This is a genomic window from Amycolatopsis sp. WAC 04182 (genome assembly GCF_003947465.1).
Classification (GTDB): domain Bacteria; phylum Actinomycetota; class Actinomycetes; order Mycobacteriales; family Pseudonocardiaceae; genus Amycolatopsis.
Map to the genome: position 1 here is coordinate 137,318 of NZ_QHJJ01000001.1, position 15,756 is coordinate 153,073.

17 protein-coding genes are annotated in these 15,756 nt (G+C 68.7%); 6 read left to right on the plus strand and 11 right to left on the minus strand.

The features are described 5' to 3' along the window. Window positions 1-28: 28 nt before the first annotated feature. Entirely contained in the window at window positions 29-802 is a 774-nt protein-coding gene (locus tag DMH01_RS00575) for a helix-turn-helix domain-containing protein (RefSeq protein WP_125673170.1), read from the plus strand. A gap of 77 nt (window positions 803-879) precedes the next feature. Further along, window positions 880-1,656 carry an acetoin reductase gene (locus DMH01_RS00580; RefSeq protein ID WP_125673171.1) on the plus strand — a complete coding sequence of 259 codons (777 nt, stop codon included), beginning with the start codon at window positions 880-882 and terminating at the stop codon, window positions 1,654-1,656. Between the two features lie 14 nt (window positions 1,657-1,670). Here DMH01_RS00580 and DMH01_RS00585 read toward each other — a convergent pair whose 3' ends face one another. Both DMH01_RS00585 and DMH01_RS00590 read right to left on the minus strand, forming a co-directional pair. Next, window positions 1,671-2,486, minus strand: a complete 816-nt coding sequence (locus DMH01_RS00585) for a DUF1206 domain-containing protein (RefSeq protein WP_125673172.1) — start codon at window positions 2,484-2,486, stop codon at window positions 1,671-1,673. Between the two features lie 103 nt (window positions 2,487-2,589). Next, window positions 2,590-3,012 carry a hypothetical protein gene (locus DMH01_RS00590; RefSeq protein WP_125673173.1) on the minus strand — a complete coding sequence of 141 codons (423 nt, stop codon included), beginning with the start codon at window positions 3,010-3,012 and terminating at the stop codon, window positions 2,590-2,592. Between the two features lie 131 nt (window positions 3,013-3,143). Here DMH01_RS00590 and DMH01_RS00595 point away from each other — a divergent pair, with 131 nt between their 5' ends. Then, window positions 3,144-3,728 carry a dihydrofolate reductase family protein gene (locus DMH01_RS00595; RefSeq protein ID WP_125673174.1) on the plus strand — a complete coding sequence of 195 codons (585 nt, stop codon included), beginning with the start codon at window positions 3,144-3,146 and terminating at the stop codon, window positions 3,726-3,728. Window positions 3,729-3,759: 31 nt separating this feature from the next. Here DMH01_RS00595 and DMH01_RS00600 read toward each other — a convergent pair whose 3' ends face one another. Further along, window positions 3,760-4,065: a hypothetical protein gene (locus tag DMH01_RS00600; protein ID WP_125673175.1), complete on the minus strand. Its 306-nt coding sequence runs from the start codon at window positions 4,063-4,065 to the stop codon at window positions 3,760-3,762. A 33-nt stretch (window positions 4,066-4,098) separates the two neighbouring features. After that, a complete protein-coding gene (gene rlmN, locus DMH01_RS00605) occupies window positions 4,099-5,205 on the minus strand; it encodes a 23S rRNA (adenine(2503)-C(2))-methyltransferase RlmN (protein ID WP_125673176.1) in 1,107 nt (368 codons plus the stop codon). 179 nt (window positions 5,206-5,384) lie between these two features. Between rlmN and DMH01_RS00610 the strand changes: the two genes are divergently transcribed. Together DMH01_RS00610 and DMH01_RS00615 are read left to right on the plus strand one after the other, a co-directional pair. Then, on the plus strand, window positions 5,385-7,448 hold the full coding sequence (locus tag DMH01_RS00610; protein WP_125673177.1) for a YcaO-like family protein: 2,064 nt from the start codon (window positions 5,385-5,387) through the stop codon (window positions 7,446-7,448). Window positions 7,449-7,550: 102 nt separating this feature from the next. Continuing rightward, entirely contained in the window at window positions 7,551-8,159 is a 609-nt protein-coding gene (locus DMH01_RS00615; protein WP_125673178.1) for a PadR family transcriptional regulator, read from the plus strand. Here DMH01_RS00615 and DMH01_RS00620 read toward each other — a convergent pair. After that, window positions 8,105-8,944 (minus strand): class I SAM-dependent methyltransferase, encoded by an 840-nt coding sequence (locus tag DMH01_RS00620; protein WP_125673179.1) that lies wholly within the window; start codon window positions 8,942-8,944, stop codon window positions 8,105-8,107. The genes DMH01_RS00615 and DMH01_RS00620 overlap by 55 nt on opposite strands. A 115-nt stretch (window positions 8,945-9,059) precedes the next feature. Between DMH01_RS00620 and DMH01_RS00625 the strand changes: the two genes are divergently transcribed. Beyond that, window positions 9,060-9,905 carry a VOC family protein gene (locus DMH01_RS00625; RefSeq protein ID WP_125673180.1) on the plus strand — a complete coding sequence of 282 codons (846 nt, stop codon included), beginning with the start codon at window positions 9,060-9,062 and terminating at the stop codon, window positions 9,903-9,905. A 3-nt stretch (window positions 9,906-9,908) separates the two neighbouring features. Here the strand turns inward: DMH01_RS00625 and DMH01_RS00630 are convergent, their stop codons facing one another. The 6 genes from DMH01_RS00630 to rpsB form a co-directional block, all read right to left on the minus strand. Continuing rightward, window positions 9,909-11,420, minus strand: coding sequence for a carboxylesterase/lipase family protein (locus DMH01_RS00630; RefSeq protein ID WP_125674266.1), 1,512 nt, complete (start codon window positions 11,418-11,420; stop codon window positions 9,909-9,911). 81 nt (window positions 11,421-11,501) lie between these two features. Further along, window positions 11,502-12,398 carry a phosphatidate cytidylyltransferase gene (locus DMH01_RS00635; protein WP_125673181.1) on the minus strand — a complete coding sequence of 299 codons (897 nt, stop codon included), beginning with the start codon at window positions 12,396-12,398 and terminating at the stop codon, window positions 11,502-11,504. After that, window positions 12,398-12,955, minus strand: a complete 558-nt coding sequence (frr, locus tag DMH01_RS00640; RefSeq protein WP_034310934.1) for a ribosome recycling factor — start codon at window positions 12,953-12,955, stop codon at window positions 12,398-12,400. The genes DMH01_RS00635 and frr overlap by 1 nt, the downstream gene beginning before the upstream one ends. A gap of 51 nt (window positions 12,956-13,006) precedes the next feature. Next, window positions 13,007-13,750: a UMP kinase gene (gene pyrH / locus DMH01_RS00645; RefSeq protein WP_005154669.1), complete on the minus strand. Its 744-nt coding sequence runs from the start codon at window positions 13,748-13,750 to the stop codon at window positions 13,007-13,009. Window positions 13,751-13,842: 92 nt separating this feature from the next. Further along, window positions 13,843-14,667: a translation elongation factor Ts gene (gene tsf / locus DMH01_RS00650; protein WP_125673182.1), complete on the minus strand. Its 825-nt coding sequence runs from the start codon at window positions 14,665-14,667 to the stop codon at window positions 13,843-13,845. Window positions 14,668-14,760: 93 nt separating this feature from the next. Next, window positions 14,761-15,633 (minus strand): 30S ribosomal protein S2, encoded by an 873-nt coding sequence (rpsB, locus tag DMH01_RS00655; RefSeq protein WP_125673183.1) that lies wholly within the window; start codon window positions 15,631-15,633, stop codon window positions 14,761-14,763. Window positions 15,634-15,756: the final 123 nt, after the last annotated feature.

The following is a 15,756-nucleotide window of genomic DNA, read 5'->3' on the forward strand; positions in this document are numbered from 1 at the left end:
ATCGGACAGCAGGCGTAGCCTCGATGACGTGCGTGACATCCCCATCGACGAGGTCGACCACCTCGACCGCGCGGTGGTGGCGATCCGCACCGATTACCCGCCGGGGCACCGGATCCTCCCGCATCGGCACCGACGGGCGCAGTTCCTCTACAGCGCGACGGGATCGATGCGGGTCGAAACGGCCGACGGCACGTGGACCATCCCGACGCGGCGGGCCGTGCTCGTGCCGCCGGAGACGGTCCATCAGGTCTTCACCACGACCGTGAGCACCCGGAGCCTGTACATCGAGCCGAAGGCGGTGCCGTGGTTCCCGCGCCGCTGCCAGGTCGTCGAAGTCTCCGCGCTGCTCCGGGAACTCCTGAACGAGGCCGTCGGCGTGCCGGAGCTGTACACCCCGCGCGGGCGGGACGCCGCGGTCATCGGCCTGACCCTGCACGAAATCCGCCGCTCCGCCCCGGTCCGGCTCGATCTCCCCCTGCCGTCGCACGAACGGCTCCGCGCGTTGTGCGAGTCCTTTTTGGACGACCCGGACATCCACGAACCGGTGGGCGCCTGGGCGTCCCGGCTGCACGTGAGCGAGCGGACGCTGAACCGGCTCTTCACCGCCGAAACCGGATTGAGTTTCGCCCGCTGGCGGCAGCGGGCCTGCGTCCTGCATTCCCTGTCACTGCTGTCGGACGGTCTTCCCATCGCCGGGATCGCCGCCTCGCTCGGCTACGAGAGCCCCGCCGCGTTCTCCACGATGTTCACGCGGCTTCTCGGCACCTCGCCGAAGGACTACCGCGCCGCTGTCTCAAAGTGAGACACGACACCCCTCCCACGGTTCCGCCCGCGCCCCTACCTTCCGTTCAAACCCAGGCGAACAAGGGAGTTCAGCGCATGAGCAAGAACGTACTCGTCACCGGTGCCGCACGAGGAATCGGAAAGGGGATCGCGCTCCGGCTCGCCGCCGACGGGCACGACGTCGCGGTCAACGACATCGCCGCCAACGAAGCGGAACTCGAGGCGGTCGCCAAGGAGATCCGCGCAACGGGACGGCGCTCCGCGACGCTCACGGCGGACGTTTCGGACCCGGAGTCGGTCACCGCCATGGTCGCCGAAACCGCCGCCGCGCTGGGTTCCCTGGACGTCATGGTCGCGAACGCGGGGATCGCCCAGGTCCTGCCGCTGCTCGAAGTGACCCCGGAGGACTGGGACCGGATGATGGCCGTCAACGCGCGCGGCATCTTCCTCTGCTATCAGGCCGCGGCCAAGCAGATGATCCAGCAGGGGAACGGCGGCAAGATCATCGGCGCGGCGTCCATCGTCGCCCATCGCCCGTTCGCTTTGCTCGGCCACTATTCCGCGTCCAAATGGGCGGTGCGCGGGCTGACCCAGGCCGCCGCGATGGAATGGGCCCGCCACGGCATCACCGTCAACGCGTACTGTCCCGGCATCGTCGGGACGGCCATGTGGGACCTCATCGACGAGAAACTGGCGGAATCGGAGGGAATCCGGAAGGGACAGGCGATCGAGAAGTACTCGAACCTGATCCATCTCGGGCGGGTCTCCGTTCCCGAGGACGTGGCGGCGTACGTGTCGTATCTCGCCTCCCCGGATTCCGATTACATGACCGGCCAATCGGTGATGATCGACGGCGGGATCCAGTTCTCCTGATCGTCCGCACGGGCTCAGCCCCGCTGAGCCCGTGCCGCCCCGACGCAGTAGACGCCGAAGGCCGCGACGCCGGCGGCCACCACGAGGAGCAGCACGGTCCCGAACGGCTGAGCGGCCAAGGTCCGCAGGGCGGCGTCGAGCCCGCCGGAGCGGGCCGCGTCATGCGTCAACGCCGCGAAGCCGATGAGTACCGCGACCACCCCGAACACGACACCCCTTGCCACGTAACCAATCCTGCCGAGCCGCTCCACCCACCGCCGGGTACCCGACGGGAGCCGTGAGAGGTCGAGATCCTGCTCGAAGGTCCGGCGAACGCCCTTCACCACCGAACCCACCGCGACGCCGAACACGATGACGGCCACCACGGTCACCAGGAACGGCCCGGCGGGCAGGCCGAGCAGGCGCGCGGTGAACTCCTGCTGTTTCTGGTCGCCGCTGCCCTGCTGTCCCGCGCCCGCGGCGACCCTGGCCGCGTAGACGCCCAGGGAAACGCCCACCACGCAGCGCACTCCGGACGTCACCCGCTTGACGGTCCGGGTCCTGCGTTTGTCGATCCAGGTGTAGCCGACCGCGGCCAGCAACGCCTGCCACAGGCCGTAGGCCACCAGTCCCGCCGCCAGCACCCACAGCAGCACACCGCCCATCGCGGTCGAGCCGACCTCCGCGATCGCGCCACGACCGTCGGCCTCCTGGCCGCCACCGCCGACGGCGACGCGCACCGCCAGGTACCCGATGAGCAGATACACCAGGCCGTAGCACCCCATCCCGATCCGTCCGAGCACTTGGACGGCCTTGTTGTGCCGCACCTGTCTCGCCTTGGTCGCGGACATCCGGTCCACCTCCTCCTGAGTCTCCATCGAGTGTCACGGCCGACGGCCATGACCGCCGCGCGACTGGTCCGTCCGGCCCAGTGGAGAGGAGGTGGTGTGGCGCCTAAGCGAGGAGCCAGTCGCGCGTGTCGCGGTGCCTGCCGAGCCCGACGGCGTCGAACTCGTCGAAGTGGTCGCCCTTGACCACACCGAGCCGCCGAAGCGCCTGGGAAATCGGACTGCCGCCGGCCGGAGCGGGCTCGCCCTCGGCCAGGTGCAGCGGGCCGAGGACCGTCTCGCCGCCGTCCCATACCTGCGCGGATTGCGTTCCGACACCGCCAAAGTACTCGGCCTCGACGTACGCCACGGCGCCGTGCTCGGAGCACTCGGCGAGCACTGTCCGGAGTTCCCCATCGTCGAGCAGTGCCTCGGGCAACGGCATCAGGGACAGGCTGCGGTCGAGCGAGACGAGCCGCGCGCCCCCGATCGCATCGAGCAATTCACCACGCGCGGACTCGGTGACGAGGACGGCTTGCAGGCAGTACACGACCGCATCCTGTCATCTCGGTGCCCGCCGCAGGATCTTTTTCCGGCCGATGTCGATCGGCGCCGGGTCCTTTCGTAGCCAGGGTGAGGGACGAGAAGCGCCCTCCGTGCGGAACTCACCGAAGGAGCATCATGACCGCGACCTACACCTTCGACGTCTTTTCCAGCCTCGACGGCTACGGCTCCCACACCGGCGATTGGGGCGGCTACTGGGGCAAGCAGGGCCCCGAACTCCTCCGGCACCGGCTCGCCCTCTACTCGGAGGAGCAGCGGATGGTCTTCGGCGCCACGACGTTCCGCGCGAACATGGAGATGCTGAACGCGGAGATCGTGGAGCGCGAGGCTCTGGACCCGTGGGTCTCCCGGCTGAAGCACCTGCCGGCGACGGTGGTGTCGACCACGCTGCGGGAGCCACTCGACTGGCCGGACGCGACCGTCGTGAGCGGGGACGCGGTCGACGTCGTCGCCCGGCTCAAGGCGGAGTCCGACGTGCCGCTGCGCTCGCACGGGAGCCTCGCGATGAACCGGGCGCTGCTGGCAGCCGGCCTCGTCGATCGCGTCCAGGTGACGGTTTTCCCTGTGATCACCGGGAAAACCGGAGCAGACTCGATCTTCCGGGGCGCGGCCGACTTCGACCTCGAACTACTCGAGAGCCGCACCTTCGACGGGCGGATCCAGGAGCTCGTCTACCGGCCCACCCGGCACGAATCGAGCTGACCATCCACAAAGGACGGTCGCGTCGACCCGGCTAGACGGTGCTCGGCGCGACCGCCGGACGGCGGTGGGAACCGAGCCAGGGAGCGAGCAGCTTCTCCAGGTCGGCGTCCGACAACGCGTACGGCCCGCCGTGGAACTCGTGCCACCGCGAAGCGTCCCGCGCCGCCATGTACTCCACCTCGAACGCCCGCATCAGGACGTACGTGAAGGTCACCGAGCTGAACCGGTCGCCGAGCAACGTCCTGGCCTCGCGCGCGACACCGGTCGCGCCGTGGCCGATCACGTCCGCGAGCTTCAGCTCCTCCGCAGCCGGGTCCAGCAGGCTGGGGGCATACATCACGACAAAATCTCCATCACTGAAAGGAAGGACTCAGTTCTCGGCGGCGAGCTGACCGCACGCCGCCGCGATCTCCTGACCACGCGTGTCACGCACCGTGCACGCCACTCCGCCCGCGTTCACCAGCCGGACGAACTCCCGCTCCACCGGCTTCGGCGAGGCGTCCCACTTGCTGCCCGGCGTCGGGTTCAGCGGGATCACGTTCACGTGCACCAGCTGGCCGAGGTGCTGCCGAAGCCGCTTCGCCAGCAGCTCGGCACGCCAAGGCTGATCGTTGACGTCCCGGATCAGCGCGTACTCGATCGACACCCGGCGGCCGGAGGTGTCCGCGTAGTACCGGGCCGCGGACAGGACCTCGTCCACCGACCAGCGCTCGTTCACCGGCACCAGCGTGTCCCGCAGCTCGTCGTCCGGCGTGTGCAGCGAAACCGCAAGCCGCACCTGCATCTTCTCGTCCGCCAGCTTGCGGATCGCCGGCGCGAGACCCACCGTCGACACCGTCACCGAACGCTGGCCGATGCCGAGCCCGTCCGGCGAGGGGTCCGTGATCCGCCGGACCGCCGCCACCACCCGCTTGTAGTTCGCCAGCGGCTCGCCCATGCCCATGAAGACGATGTTCGACAGACGGCCGGGGCCGCCGGGCATCGATCCGTCGCGCATCACCGCGGCGGCGGCGCGGACCTGGTCGACGATCTCCGCGGTCGACAGGTTCCGGTCGAGACCGCCCTGACCGGTCGCGCAGAACGGGCACGCCATGCCGCAGCCTGCCTGGCTCGAGATGCACAGCGTCGCCCGGTCCGGGTAGCGCATCAGCACGCTCTCCAGCAGCGTCCCGTCGTGCGCGCGCCACAGCGTCTTGCGCGTGGTGCCGTCGTCGCACGCGAGCGCCTTGATCTCGGTGAGCAGCGTCGGCATCAGATCACCGACGAGCTTCTCCCGCGACGCCGCCGGGATGTCGGTCATCTCCTCCGGGTTCACCGTGAGCCGCGAGAAGTAATGGTTCGAAAGCTGCTTCGCGCGGAACGGCTTCTCCCCCAGCTCGGCGACGGCAGCGGCCCGCTCGGCGGCGGAAAGGTCGGCGAGGTGGCGCGGCGGCAGGCCGCGCTTGGGCGCGTCGAAGACGAGAGGGAGGGCAGTCATAGCTCACTCAGTCTCCCATGTCCACCTTTGACGCGCCCGGGCCGCCCCGGATCGCTGTTTCCCAGGTCACGTGAACGGCGCCGGGGCCGGCCGTGCGGATCGCATATCAGGAGACGTCGGGAGGTCACGCCCGGTCCGAGACTCGGTCAGGTCGCGCGCCGAGTAACGATGGGGTTGCCATGGGGTCCGAAGAGGTCAGACCGCGGCTCGACGGAATCGAGATCACCGATCTCGAACCGGAGCTCTGCTTTCTCGTCACGCCCAACGGGGGACAGTTCCACCTCGCCGTGCCCGCCCGGGAGTTCCGCGCGTGGGCGAGCCGCTGCGACGGCACCCGGACCCGCGCCGAGCTGCTGGCCGGCATGGCTCCGGACTACGAGGAAATGCTGGAGATCCTCGAAGCGGACGGCTGCCTCCGCCCCGGCCCGGACACCGGGACGGACGACGTCGCCGCCACCTCGATCCTTCTCACCGGCTCGCCGTCGCTCATCGAGCCCTTGGCCGAAATCCTCGCCGGCAGCGGGTACGCGAGCGTCGAGACGATCCCCTACTTCCATGATCTGTCCGAAAGGGACATCGAGAACACGGTCGTGGTCGCGGCCTTCGATCACCCCGCCTACACCGAATTGATCGCGCTGGACGCCTTGTGCGCCGGAAGCGGGGTGCGCTGGCTGCCGCTGCGCCGGGAACGCGGCCGGGTGATCGCCGGACCCGCGATCACCCCCGGCGGCATCGATTTCGCCGACGTCGTCGCGCGGCGCCGCTCCGCCGCGCAGGACCCGCGTGTCGTCGAGGCGTTCCTTTCGGCTCCCTCGGGCTCCACCCCGCTTCGGCCGGGCGTCGCCCGCTGGGCGCTGACGACTCTCGCCGTCCATCTCGAACGCTGGCTCTCCGGCGGACGATCCGGCATGACCACCGGCGAGATCGAACTGAACCCGGCGGACCTCACCGAGATCCGCCGCCCGATCCTTCCCGTACCCGACCGGGCCCGGCCCGTTCCCGCCGCGACCGACCCCGAGCTGCTGGTGGACGACCAGACCGGGATCGTGACCGGCGTCGGCGAAATCCCGCCCGCACCAGGTATGCCCGCCCGGCTGCGGGTCTGCGCGGTCGAGGTCGCGGACATGCGCCGCGTGACGAACTGGCCCAACGACCGGCGGGCCTTCGGCACGTCGTGGCACGACTTCGACCTCGCGCGTCAGTCGGCCATCGGCGAAGCGGTGGAGCGCTACTGCGGGAGCTGGCTCGCTCCGGAACGCGAAGTGTGCTTCGGCAGCTACAAGCAATTCGCCCGCTACGGGCTCCCTGCGCTCGACCCTCGGCGGTTGAACCTCTACTCGGCCACGCAGTACCGGTCCCCGGGTTTCCCGTTCGCGCCGCTGACCCGGGAAACGGAATGCTCGTGGGTGGAAGGCTTCTCCCACACCACGGACGAACCCGTGTGGGTTCCGGCTTTCCTGTTCTCGAACGAACGCCGGCCGGGGGAAGCGCGGTTCGCCGATCCGCTGATCGCCGGCCTCTCGAGCGGGATCACCGAAGAGCACGCCCTCACCTCCGGCCTCGAACAGGTCCTCGAGCGCGACACGACCATGCTCTGGTGGGCGAACACGCCACGCCTCGGCAGGCTCACGATCCCGGACGAGATCCGGTCGCTCATCGCCGACGCCACCGACGACTACGACGTCACGCTCATCCCTTTGGACAACGAGTTCGACGTCCCGGTGATCGCCGCGGTGGTCCTCGACCGCGTGAAACGCCGGCTGTCGATCGGCTTCGCGACCCGGCCGGACGCGTTGGAGGCCGCGAAGAAGGCGCTCGCCGAAGGCTTCATGCTTCAGCACACCTACCGCGCACTCGACGACGAACGCGAGCTGTCCGGCATGCGCCGGGACCTGCCACATCTGGGCGACCTCAAACCGCACCGCGCGCCCTGGATCATGGACCTGCCGAAACGCGGCTGGGACGACCTTCCCGCACTAGGGGAACGGCGGCTCAAGGCCTACCAGGCCCGCGTCGAAGCGCGGGGGTTCGAGGTGATCAGCGTCGACCTGACGACCTGCGACGTCGCGGCCGCCGGATTCCACGCCGCGCATACGCTGATCCCGGGGCTCGTCTCGAATTTCCCCGCCGGATCGCCGTTGTGGGGCAACGGAAGGATCGCTGACGCGGCGGTGGCACTCGGCTGGCGGGACGAACCACTCGCCGAGCACGAACTCAACGTCTTCCCGCTCCCTCACGCGTGATGGCCATCTCCTGAGACCCAGATCACCGAAAACGGGTTGTCGTACGACTGTTTCCGATATATCGTGAACATGTCGGAACAGTACGTAGAGAGGATCCACATCATGCGACGACGACCTTTCCCTCCAGAACACGGCCGCCCGGCCTTCGGCCCTTGGGCCCGCGGCGGCTTCGGCGACTTCCCGCCGGGTCCGGGCGGACCGGGCCACCGGCACCGGCACGGCCGCCGCGGCGGCCCCGGACGGCGCGGCAAACGTGGTGACGTCCGGGCCGCGATCCTGGCGCTGCTTTCCGAGCAGCCGAGGCACGGCTACGAGATCATCCGCGAGATCGGCGAACGCAGCGGCGGCTTCTGGAAGCCGAGCCCCGGCTCGGTCTACCCGACCCTGCAGCTACTGGCCGACGAAGGCCTGGTGATCAGCAAGGACGAGAACGGCAAGAAGCTGTTCGAGCTCACCGAGTCCGGCCGCGCCGCGGCCGAACAGCAGGACGCCGTCCCGCCGTGGGAGCAGATCGCCCACGACGTCGACCCGGCCGAGGTCAACCTGCGCAAGGCGGGCGCGACCCTGGCCGCGGCGGTCGCGCAGGTGATGCACGCCGGCACCGAAAGCCAGCAGGCCCGCACCGTCGACGTGCTCAACGAGGCACGCCGGACGATCTACGGCATCCTCGGCGAGGCAGAAGACGCCACTCCGGAAGAGGACGCGGAGTGACCTGGCACGACGAGGCCGGTGGGCTTGGCGCGCGTATGCACGCGATAGCCCACCGGCAGCGTCAGCCGCTTCTCCCCGGCACCTGACGAAACCTCGTTCAGGCGCCGGACCTCCGCGATCGCCTTCGCCGCGACCGGGGCGCTGAACTCGATCTTCAGCACATCTTCCATCGCGGCGGCGTCCTCGAACAGCCACCGCGTCATCACCTTGCGGCAGTCGAATCCCTGACGGGCGAAGAACTTCTCCACCGCGGGCGGGTCGTAGTGCGGCAGATCCAGCCGCATCCAGCGTCCGTACGGTTCACTCGTCACATCGAGATCCACGATCATCATCAGCCCGCCCGGACGCAGCACCCGCTCCGCTTCACGAAGGCCGGGTTCACAACCGGGGCCGAAGAAGTACGCGGTGCGCGCGTGGACGACGTCGAAAGCCGCGTCCGGCAAGGGAAGCCGCTGCGCACGTCCTTGCCGCACCTCGACGTTCTCCAGCCGCCCCACCCTTTTCCGCGCGTCACGGACGAGCGGCTCATGGGGTTCGATCCCGACCACCGATCGCGCCGTCGCGGCGAACCGCGGCAGGTGGAAACCGTCGCCACAGCCGATGTCGAGTACGTCCGCGCCGGACCAATCGCGATATCCGGCGAGCACGCGCCAGATCTCGTCGTCGACGTCCTGCGCCCGGTTCTCGACCTCGTAGGCCTTTTGGTAGTACCAGATGTTCGGGCTCGGCAACACCTCCTCACCGCCGCGGCGGAAGGAGGAGACGGCTCGGGGAAACCAGCGCACGGAAGCTCCAACGAAGGGACACCGGGCCGGGTTCCGGGTAGTCCGGGGCGAAATCTTTAACGGAAACAATGCGGTCAGCGACTAGACTTTACTCCCACCGGTAAGGGAGAACCGCATGTCGCTCGGCTCGGCCGCCCACACTTCCGTCATACCTTCGGGAATCCCGTGCTGGATCGAGCTCGCGTGCAGAGACGAAACGGCCGCGCAAACCTTCTACAGCGGGCTTTTCGACTGGGAGTACGTCGTCCAGCGTGATCCGGCGACGCCGACCGGCCGCTACTCGATCGCGACGTTGAACGGCGTCCCGGCCGGTGGTCTGTACCGCGCGGGCACGGGCGGGCCGTCCGGCTGGAGCGTCCACATCTCGGTTCCCCAGGCGGCCGCCGCCGCCGAATGGGTGGACAGTCTCGGTGGCCGGGTCACGCTCGGACCGGTGGCGATCCCCCATCGTGGCAACATCCTCCACGCCGTCGACGCGTGCGGCGCGCACGTCGTCTTCTGGGAGCCGCCCGCCACCTGGGAGTTCGCGACAGGGGTGCCGAACACCTTCAGCGGCGCGGATCTCAACACCCACGACGGAGCGGCGGCGGATCACTTCTACTGCCGCCTTTTCAACTACACCAGCCACCAGATCGGCGACGGAGCCACGCTCGACTACGCCGAATGGCTCATCGAGCACGAACCCGTGCTGTACCGGTATGTGATGGGTTCGGAGTACCGGCCGGACACTCCCCCGCACTGGATGGTCTACATCGAACTCGATCCGGCCCGCGGCGCGGACGCCGCGGCGGGTCAGGCCCTGATGCTCGGCGGCGCCGTCGTGGTCCAGCCCTACGACACCCCGTACGGCCGGATGGCGATCCTCGCCGACCCGGACGGTTCGGTGTTCGCCGTGATCGACCACTCCCGCGCCGTCGAGGGCTGGGGCACCGCCGAAGTCGACGATCCCTACGACGACTGAGCGTCAGATACCCGCCCAGAATCGGCAATCGTGGACCGCCGCGAGGTCGACCGGGCCGATCGCGCCCGGCGCCAGCGACTGCGTCCGCGGTGAAGGACGCCATTTCGGCAGTCCTTCGCCGTCCGGATCACCGGAGCGCGCGAACGCCGTCCAGTAGCGAATCATTCGCGCTCCCAGTTCCTGCTGCGCGGGCGTCAAATTCGCCGGAAGCGCGACCACATCGGACAAATAGGCCAATTCGGCTCCGTGAGAGGCGCCCATGCGCATTCCGGGCGGGGCCGGGAGAAGCGACGGTCCGTCCCGATCCGCGAACTCGTAGCCGAAAGTCCGGGTGCGCTCGCGCAGCAATCGCTCGGTCTCCACCTGCGGGCAACCCCAGATCCGGTCGGTCATCGCGTCCGCGAACGCCATCGACGGTCCACCGTGCTTCGCCGACGGGTACCGGGCGGCGACCAACGGTGCCTTCTCCCTGAAAGCGGTCTTCAGCAGTCTCTGATACTGCTCCTCGGTGAACGGATGCCCGGGGTACATGGCGACGAACATCCTCGCCTCGTCCCTCGTGATCCCCGTCAGCACCGGCACGCGGGCGAAGCGACCCGCCTTCAGCGCCTCGGCCGGATGCTCGGGGAGCAGGCCGGTGCCGAACGCGGGTGGCGCGAACGGCTGGTTCACCAAGGCCTTGACCGGCAGCCGCCGGAGACAGGCGACGTCGGCGCACCCGAGTTTCCCGGCCGCGTCGGCTCCCATCGCCTCGACGTCCGCTCGGGGCAGGTACGGCGTTCCCGCGGGCAGACCAGGGACGAATCCGCCGTCCGGCCAGTTCAAGGTGCACGGACTGCTCTGGATGATCACGCGATGGAACAACCCCGCCGCCGACGGGGAGGCCAGCTGGGCGCAGGCACTCATCGAGCCGGCCGATTCGCCGAAGAGCGTGACATTCCCTGGATCTCCCCCGAAGGCGCGCGCGTTGCGCTGCACCCAGCGAAGCGCGGCCTGCTGGTCTTGAAGGCCGAAAACGCCGGAGTCGCGGCCGAGTTCCGGATGCCCGAAGAAGCCGAACACCCCCAGCCGATAATTCACGGTCACCACGACGACGTCCCCGCCCAGCGCCATGCGCTTGAAGTCGTAGTCGCTCCCCGCCCCGTACATGAAGCTGCCACCATGGACCCAGACCATCACCGGACGCGGCTTCGGCGCCGGCTTGGCCGGGCTGATCACGTTGAGATACAGGCAATCCTCGTCGTCGCTCGGCGCCGGACCGAGTCCGGCCTCCTGCGCGCATCGAGGTCCCGGTTCGGTCGCGTCCCGCACGCCGGCCCACGGTCGGGGACTTCGGGGTGGCGCCCAGCGCAGGTCGCCGACAGGTGGCGCCGCGAACGGAATACCTTGGAAACTCCGGTATTCGCCCGTGCTCACGCCTCGGACAGCACCGGAATCCGTGCGGACGACCGGGCTTTCCCCCGCTTCCGCCACGGTCGTCGTCAGGGCGCCGAGCGTCACCACGCTCAGTGCCATGGACAGAAGCCGCTTACTCAGCCGTTGAGTGCGCATGACCCCGACCATGACAGAGCGCCGGGCCCGTCACAGGGACTTGGCCTAAAGAGGCACGAATGCGGAGAGCAGCAGCCAGGAGACGACGGCCGAAGGGAGCAACGAGTCGAGCCGGTCCATCAGCCCGCCGTGCCCCGGCAGCATGTTCCCCATGTCCTTGACGCCGAGGTCACGCTTGATCAGCGACTCGACGAGATCGCCCAGCGTCGCCGTGCAGACGATCGCCGCGCCGAACAGCACGCCCTGCCAGGCGTGACCATCGAGGAGAAGGCTCAGGGTCAGCGCGCCGGCGACCACACCGGCCACGAGCGAACCGGCGAACCCTTCCCAGGTCTTCTTCGGGCTGATGCTGGGCGCCATCGGATGCTTGCCGCCCAGTACACCGGCGATGTAGCCGCCGGTGTCCGAAGCGACCACACCGATCATGAAGGCCAGCACCCGGCCGACGCCGTCCGCCGGCGGGACGAGCATGGCGGCGAAGGCGCCGAAAAGCGGGATGTACGCGGCGGCGAAGACCGACGCGCTGATGTCGCGCAGGTAGCCGTCCGCGCCGCCGGGCAACCGCCACAGCAGGCAGACGAGCACCGTCAGCACGAACGCCGTCAGCGCGCCTTCACGGCCGTACGGCCACGCCAGCCAGATCATCGCCTGACCGCCGACGAGCACCGGGACCAGCGCGATCCGGATGCCCGCCGCGCGTTTCAGCGCCCCGGCCAGCTCGATCGTGCCGACCGCGATGGCGATCGCGATGATGCCGATGAACAGATAGCGCACGGTGAGCAGGGACGTGACGATCGCCGCCCCCAGCAGCAGCCCGACCCCGATCGCGGCGGGCAGGTTGCGGCCGGCGCGGGAAACCTTCTTCGCCGGTTCCGGCTTCTCGGCCGGAACCGGTTCCGGGTTCTCCACCCGGTCCTCGCGTTCCTCGCTCACCTGGCTCATCAGACCTCGAGTAGCTCGGCTTCCTTGTGTTTCACCAGCTCGTCGACCTTGTGGCTGTAGGTGTCGGTGAGGTTCTGGAGTTCCTTCTCGGCGTGGACGACCTCGTCCTCGCCCGCCTCGCCGTCCTTCTTGATCCGGTCGAGCTCTTCCTTGGCCTTGCGGCGGACGCTGCGGATCGAGACGCGGGCGTCCTCACCCTTGGCCTTGGCGACCTTCACCATCTCCTTGCGGCGCTCTTCGGTGAGCTGCGGGATGACGATGCGGATCACGTTGCCGTCGTTGCTCGGGTTGACCCCGAGGTCCGACTCGCGGATCGCCTTCTCGATGGCGTTGAGCGAGGTCTGGTCGTAAGGCTTGATCAGCGCCATCCGGGCTTCGGGGATGTTGACGCTCGCCATCTGGTTCAGCGGGGTCGGCGCGCCGTAGTACTCGACGACAATGCGCGAGAACATCCCGGGGTGGGCCCGGCCGGTGCGAACCGACGACAGGTCCTCCTTGGCGACGGACACCGCTTTTTCCATCTTCTCCTCGGCGTCGAGGAGGGTCTCGTCGATCACGGCAACTCCCGTAGTTGTGTATGCGTACCGATTGCGAAGATCAGAGCAGGCCTACGCGGGCACCCCGTCGGCGGGGGTGTCGACCAGGGTGCCGATCCTCTCACCACTGACCGCGCGGGCGATGTTCCCCTCGGTGAGCAGATTGAACACGATGATCGGCATGTTGTTGTCCATGCACAGGCTGAACGCGGTGGCGTCGGCGACCTTGAGATCCCGTTCCAGCACCTCGCGGTGACTGATCTCGTGGAACATCTCGGCGGTCGGGTCGCTCTTCGGGTCCGCGGTGTAGACGCCGTCGACGGCCTTCGCCATCAAGACGGCCTCGCAGCCGAGCTCGAGCGCGCGCTGCGCGGCGGCGGTGTCGGTCGAGAAGTACGGCATGCCGACCCCGGCGCCGAAGATGACGACGCGCCCCTTCTCCAGGTGACGCTCGGCGCGGCGCGGGATGTACGGCTCGGCGACCTGCCCCATGGTGATGGCGGTCTGCACGCGGGTCGGCAGGCCCTCCTTCTCCAGGAAGTCCTGCAACGCCAGGCAGTTCATGACGGTGCCGAGCATCGCCATGTAGTCCGCGCGGTCGCGGTCCATGCCGCGCTGCGACAGCTCCGCTCCGCGGAAGTAGTTGCCACCGCCGATCACGACGGCGATCTGCACGCCCGTCCGCGCGACGTCGGCGATCTGCTGAGCGACCGAGTGCACCACATCCGGATCAACCCCGATGGAACCGCCGCCGAACATCTCGCCGCCCAGCTTCAGCAGCACCCGCCGGTATCCGCCTTCGACCCGGACACCCATGTCGCCCTCCCTAATGCTCCGAACCCGACTGTGCCCCGTCCCCGATGGACGGAGACGGGGCACAGTGGTGATTCTTGTGTTCCGCGCCTGGATCAGGCCTGGCCGACCTCGAACCGGGCGAACCGGCTCACGGACACGCCGGCCTCGTCGAGCAGGGCCTTGACGGTCTTCTTGTTGTCCTTGACCGACGGCTGCTCGAGCAGGACGTTGTCCTTGTAGTACGCGTTGACCTTGCCCTCGATGATCTTGGGCATGGCCTGCTCCGGCTTGCCCTCTTCGCGGGCGGTCGCCTCGGCGACGCGGCGCTCGTTCTCGACGATCTCGGCCGGGACCTCTTCGCGCGTGAGGTACTTGGCCTTGAGCGCGGCGACCTGCATGGCGGCGCCACGAGCGGCCTCCGCGGCGGCCTCGCCCTCACCGGTGTACTCGATGAGCACGCCGACGGCGGGCGGGAGGTCCGCACCGCGACGGTGCAGGTACGTGGTGGTGGTGCCCTCGTAAGCGGCGACACGGCGCAGCTCGAGCTTCTCACCGATGCGGGCGGCCAGCTCCTGGACCTGCTCGTCGACGGTCTTGCCGTCGAGCGTGGCGGCCTTCAGCTTCTCGACGTCGCTGGTCTTCTCGGCCTTCGCGACCTCGACGATCTTCGCGGCGAGGGCCTGGAAGTCCTCGTTCTTCGCGACGAAGTCGGTCTCGGAGTCGAGCTCGATCAGCACGCCGCCTTCACCGGCGACGAGGCCCTCGGCGGTGGCGCGCTCGGCGCGCTTGCCGACGTCCTTCGCGCCCTTGATGCGCAGGAACTCGACGGCCTTGTCGAAGTCGCCGTCGTTCTCTTCCAGCGCCTTCTTGCAGTTCATCATGCCGGAGCCGGTCAGCTCGCGGAGACGCTTCACGTCTGCGGCGGTGTAGTTCGCCATCGTGGGTGTGTCCGTCCTTTTTCAGGTACGAGAAAAGTCTTTGGGGAAGTCACCCGTGGGGCCGCCCGGAGGCGGCCCCACGGTCTGGGTGCATCAGGAGGAGGCGGTGGCCTGCTCGGCCGGAGCCTCGGTGGGGGCCTCGGTCGCGGCGGCGGCTTCCTTGGCGTCCGCGGCGGCGGTCTCGGAGCCGGCGAGCAGCTCCTTCTCCCACTCGGCCAGCGGCTCGTCCGTGGCGACGCCGGCCTCGGGCTTGGCGTCGGCGGAGGAACCGTTGCGGCTGGAGCGGGCCATCAGACCGGCGGCGGCGGCCTCGGCCACGACCTTGGTCAGCAGCGCGGCCGAACGGATGGCGTCGTCGTTACCCGGAATCGGGTAGTCGACCTCGTCCGGGTCGCAGTTGGTGTCCAGGATCGCGACGACCGGGATGTTCAGCTTGCGAGCCTCGCCGACGGCGATGTGCTCCTTCTTCGTGTCGACGATCCACACGATGCTCGGCACCTTGGCCATGTCGCGGATACCGCCGAGGGTCTTCTCGAGCTTGTCCTTCTCACGGGTGAGCGTGAGGATTTCGCGCTTGGTCAGGCCGGCGAAGCCGCCGGTCTGCTCCTGCGACTCGAGCTCCTTCAGGCGGAGAAGACGCTTGTGCACCGTCTGGAAGTTGGTGAGCATGCCACCGAGCCAGCGCTGGTTCACGTAGGGCATGCCCACACGCGAAGCCTCGGCGGCGATCGCTTCCTGAGCCTGCTTCTTCGTGCCGACGAACATGATGGTGCCGCCGTGCGCGACGGTTTCCTTGATGAACTCGTACGCACGGTCGATGTAGGTCAGCGTCTGCTGCAGGTCGATGATGTAGATGCCGTTGCGCTCGGTGAAGATGTAGCGCTTCATCTTCGGGTTCCACCGACGGGTCTGGTGCCCGAAGTGCACGCCGCTGTCGAGCAGCTGCTTCATGGTGACGACGGCCATTGCCGGAATCAACCTCTTCTGTGTCGTGCGCGCCCGGCTCCGCCGGAACGCGCTTGCTCGGTTCGTCGCTCTCGGCCGGGTGGCCGATCGCCCTGGTGCCGATGCTCGGGCCCGGACCCGGGA

Excerpts from the sequence above, each read along its gene's own strand:
- DMH01_RS00580 (WP_125673171.1), top strand. The coding sequence starts at position 880 with ATGAGCAAGAACGTACTCGTCACCGGTGCCGCACGAGGAATCGGAAAG.
- DMH01_RS00585 (WP_125673172.1), bottom strand. The coding sequence starts at position 2,486 with ATGTCCGCGACCAAGGCGAGACAGGTGCGGCACAACAAGGCCGTCCAA.
- DMH01_RS00595 (WP_125673174.1), top strand. The coding sequence starts at position 3,144 with ATGACCGCGACCTACACCTTCGACGTCTTTTCCAGCCTCGACGGCTAC.
- DMH01_RS00600 (WP_125673175.1), bottom strand. The coding sequence starts at position 4,065 with ATGTATGCCCCCAGCCTGCTGGACCCGGCTGCGGAGGAGCTGAAGCTC.
- rlmN (WP_125673176.1), bottom strand. The coding sequence starts at position 5,205 with ATGACTGCCCTCCCTCTCGTCTTCGACGCGCCCAAGCGCGGCCTGCCG.
- DMH01_RS00610 (WP_125673177.1), top strand. The coding sequence starts at position 5,385 with ATGGGGTCCGAAGAGGTCAGACCGCGGCTCGACGGAATCGAGATCACC.
- DMH01_RS00615 (WP_125673178.1), top strand. The coding sequence starts at position 7,551 with ATGCGACGACGACCTTTCCCTCCAGAACACGGCCGCCCGGCCTTCGGC.
- DMH01_RS00625 (WP_125673180.1), top strand. The coding sequence starts at position 9,060 with ATGTCGCTCGGCTCGGCCGCCCACACTTCCGTCATACCTTCGGGAATC.
- DMH01_RS00630 (WP_125674266.1), bottom strand. The coding sequence starts at position 11,420 with ATGGCACTGAGCGTGGTGACGCTCGGCGCCCTGACGACGACCGTGGCG.
- DMH01_RS00635 (WP_125673181.1), bottom strand. The coding sequence starts at position 12,398 with ATGAGCCAGGTGAGCGAGGAACGCGAGGACCGGGTGGAGAACCCGGAA.
- pyrH (WP_005154669.1), bottom strand. The coding sequence starts at position 13,750 with ATGGGTGTCCGGGTCGAAGGCGGATACCGGCGGGTGCTGCTGAAGCTG.
- tsf (WP_125673182.1), bottom strand. The coding sequence starts at position 14,667 with ATGGCGAACTACACCGCCGCAGACGTGAAGCGTCTCCGCGAGCTGACC.
- rpsB (WP_125673183.1), bottom strand. The coding sequence starts at position 15,633 with ATGGCCGTCGTCACCATGAAGCAGCTGCTCGACAGCGGCGTGCACTTC.